The sequence below is a fragment of the Mycobacterium sp. 1423905.2 genome (assembly GCF_001673155.1).
Classification (GTDB): Bacteria; Actinomycetota; Actinomycetes; order Mycobacteriales; family Mycobacteriaceae; genus Mycobacterium.
In genome coordinates this window covers 1-3,312 of sequence record NZ_LZLE01000133.1, presented here as the reverse complement: position 1 = coordinate 3,312, position 3,312 = coordinate 1, and the positions used below count along the sequence as shown (strand labels likewise).

At 64.6% G+C, this 3,312-nt stretch carries 4 protein-coding genes; 1 reads left to right on the top strand and 3 read right to left on the bottom strand.

The window, feature by feature from the left end:
* On the top strand, positions 1 to 903 hold a 903-nt coding region (locus A9W95_RS07585), incomplete at its 5' end, for an NHL repeat-containing protein (protein ID WP_253851589.1).
* 14 nt (positions 904 to 917) lie between these two features.
* Here the strand turns inward: A9W95_RS07585 and pstA are convergent.
* The 3 genes from pstA to A9W95_RS07570 form a co-directional block, all read right to left on the bottom strand.
* Positions 918 to 1,883, bottom strand: coding sequence for a phosphate ABC transporter permease PstA (gene pstA, locus A9W95_RS07580; protein WP_067410352.1), 966 nt, complete (start codon positions 1,881 to 1,883; stop codon positions 918 to 920).
* The gene (pstC, locus tag A9W95_RS07575; RefSeq protein ID WP_067410350.1) at positions 1,880 to 2,851 is read right to left on the bottom strand and encodes a phosphate ABC transporter permease subunit PstC; all 972 of its coding nucleotides are present in this window, start codon (positions 2,849 to 2,851) and stop codon (positions 1,880 to 1,882) included. The genes pstA and pstC overlap by 4 nt, the downstream gene beginning before the upstream one ends.
* Positions 2,852 to 2,863: 12 nt before the next feature.
* Positions 2,864 to 3,312: substrate-binding domain-containing protein (locus A9W95_RS07570; RefSeq protein WP_172826577.1), on the bottom strand; the 449-nt coding region annotated here is incomplete at its 5' end.

Genomic DNA, 3,312 nt, shown 5'->3' with positions numbered 1-3,312 from the left:
CCGAAGCCCCCGCCGCGTAAGAAGCGCAAAGGACTGATCATCGGGGCCGTCGCGGCGGTGGTGGTGCTCGTCGCCGCGATCGGCATCACCGCGTTGTTGCTCAACTCGTCCGACGGCGATGCACCGGCGCAGGACGCATCGGGACAGCAAGTGCTGCCGTTCACCGGCCTGAACTTCCGCCTCTCCCCCGGCGGGGTGGCGGTGGACAACAACGGGACGGTCTACGTCACCAACCAGGGCATGTACGGCAAGGTGGTGACGCTGGCGACCGGCCACAGCCCCACGGTCAAGCCGTTCAACGGACTGTATGAACCGCAAGGCATCGCGGTGGACAGCAACGGCAAGATCTACGTTTCCGACTTCAACAACCGGGTGGTCGCGTTGGCGGCCGGGTCGAACAACCAGGTCGAGGTGCCCTTCAGCGGGCTCAACTACCCCGAGGGCGTCGCCGTGAACGCTCAGGGCGATGTGTTCGTCGCGGACCGGGGTAACAACCGGGTGCTCGAGGTGCCGGCCGGCGCAACCGCGCAGAAGGTGCTGCCGTTCGACGGCCTGAAGAATCCCGACGGAGTCGCGGTGGACACCAACGGCAACGTCTACGTCACCGACACCGACAACAACCGGGTGCTGATGCTGGACGCCGGCACCAGCAACCAGACGGTGCTGCCGTTCACCGGCCTGACGGCGCCGTGGGGCATCGCGGTGGATGCGGCGAACAACGTCTACGTCACCGAGCACGACAACAACGTGGTGGTGAAGTTGCCGGCCGGCGCGACAGCCTCTGTCGAACTGCCGTTCAACGGACTCAACACGCCGTTGTCGGTGGCGGTGGACAAGAACAACAACGTCTACGTCGCCGACCGCGGCAACGGCAGGGTGCTCAAGATCGCGCAGAGCAAGTAGCCACCGGGGTCAGTTCACGGCGTTAACAGCGAGCGGACCGTCACCAGCAGTGTCGTGAAGACCTGCTTGGCGGAAAGGAAGCGGATCAGCGCGGCGAACAGATTGATCGCGGCGACCATGATGATCAGGGTCAGCGCCGCACCCCAGACCCGCAGGAATCCGGCGTGTTCGGGATTGGTCAGCTCGGTGTAGATCAGCAGCGGCAGCGAAGCCATGTTGCCGTTGAAGATGTCGACGTTGATCGACCGGCTGTAACCGACCAGCACCAGCACCGGGGCGGTTTCACCGATGATGCGCGCCACCGCCAAAAGGATGCCGGACACGATGCCCGGCGTCGCGATGGGTACCACGATTCGCACGATGGTCTTCCACTTCGGCACACCCAACGCGTAACTGGCTTCGCGCAGTTCGTCGGGCACCAGCCGAAGCATCTCCTCGGTGGAGCGCACCACGACCGGCAGCATGAGCAGTACTAACGCCAACGACACGGCGAAAGCGCTCTGCTGAAATCCCAAGGTGGCGATCCACAAGCTGAAGATGAACAGCGCCGCGACGATCGACGGCACGCCGGCGAGCACGTCGACCATGAATGTCGTGGTGCGCGCCAACCGACTGGCGCCGTACTCGACGAGATACACCGCCGTCATCAGGCCCAGCGGCACCGCGATGATCGCGGCCACCCCGGCTTGCACCATGGTGCCGTACAGCGCGTGATAGATGCCGCCCGCGAATTCCTCGGGCAGCACGCCGCGTAACGAGTGCGTCCACCAGTCCGAGCGGGTGACCGCATACCAGCCGCGGGCGAGCACGACGCTGAGCAGCCAGATCAGCGGCACCAGCGCGATGGCGAACGAGGCGAAGAAAAAGGCTGTGGCCGCGCCGTTTTTGATGCGTCGCCACGGGCTCAGGGTGCGAAATACCGCCGCCTTCACCGGCTGGTCAAGCGCGTCGGCGCCGAGCGGGCTCAGTTGCTGGCTCATCCGTTGACTTTCCCGCCGGCGATGGCGCGCGCCGCGGCGTTGACCACGAAAGTCAGGACGAACAGCGCGAATCCGGCTGAGATGTATGCCCCGGTGGGCAACGGCTCACTGAATTCCGATGCCGCGGAGGCAATCTTGGAGGCAAAGGTGTAGCCGCCGTCGAACAACGACCAGTTCCCGGGCTTCGCCGCCGAACGCAGGATGATCAGCACCGCAACGGTTTCACCGAGCGCGCGGCCCAAACCCAGCATCGACGCCGCGATGACGCCGCTTCGACCGAACGGCAGCACGGTCATCCGCACCACTTCCCATTTGGTCGCGCCCAACGCCTGCGCCGCTTCGATCTGCATCAGCGGGGTCTGCCGGAACACTTCTCGTGATACCGAGGAGATGATCGGCAGGATCATCACGGCCAGCACGATGCTGGCAGTGAAGATGGTGCCGCCACCGGCCAAGGACACATTGCCCTGCTTGAACAGAAACAGCCAGGACACGTTCCGGTTCAGCGCCTGGGCCAGCGGCTCGAGTTGGGGCGCCAGCACGAAGATTCCCCAGAGCCCGTAGATGATCGACGGCACCGCGGCCAGCAGGTCCACCATCGCCCCGAACGGACGCGCCAACCTCTTCGGCGCGTACTGGGTGATGAAGATGGCGATTCCCACCGCGATCGGCACCGCGACGACCAAGGCGCTGACCGAGCTGAGCACCGTGACCATGAGCAGGTCCCGGATCCCGAAGGAGAGCTTGTCGTCGGCGGTGTTGAAGTCGGCGCTGGTGAAGAAGTTCGCATGGTTGGCCCGCAGGGACGGGATGGCACGGAGCAACAGGAACACCGCGATCAACACGATCGCGACGACCATCGTCGAACCGGCGGCAGAGGCCAGTAGCTTGAACAACCGGTCCCCACGACGCGCTGCCCGCGCGTCGACTGCCACTAGCTCGGGTGCAGCTAGCGGGGTTCTGACCACATCGACCTCAGATCAGGCGATGGCGTTGACCGCGGTCGACAACCTCGACTTGAAGGAGTCCGGGATGGGGATGTAACCGTTGTCCGCCAAGCCGTTCTGTCCGCCGCCGATCGTCGACTGCAGGAACGCCTTCACCGCGGTGCCGACCTGCGCATCGGGATACTTCGAACACACGATCTCGTAAGTCGCCAACACGATCGGGTAAGAGCCGGCCTGCGATGGGCGGTAGAACGACACCGTGTCCAACACCAAGTCGTTGCCTTGGCCCGAGATCTTCGCTCCGGCAATGGTTTTGCCGACCGAGTCGGCGCCGATAGCCACCGCGTCCGGACCCGCCGACGTGATGATCTTGGCCATGTTCAATTTCTGGCCTTGCGCGAACGACCACTCGTTGTAGGTGATCGACCCTTCGGTGTTCTTGATGGCCGCCGAGGTGCCGTCGTTGCCGGTGGCGCCCTCGC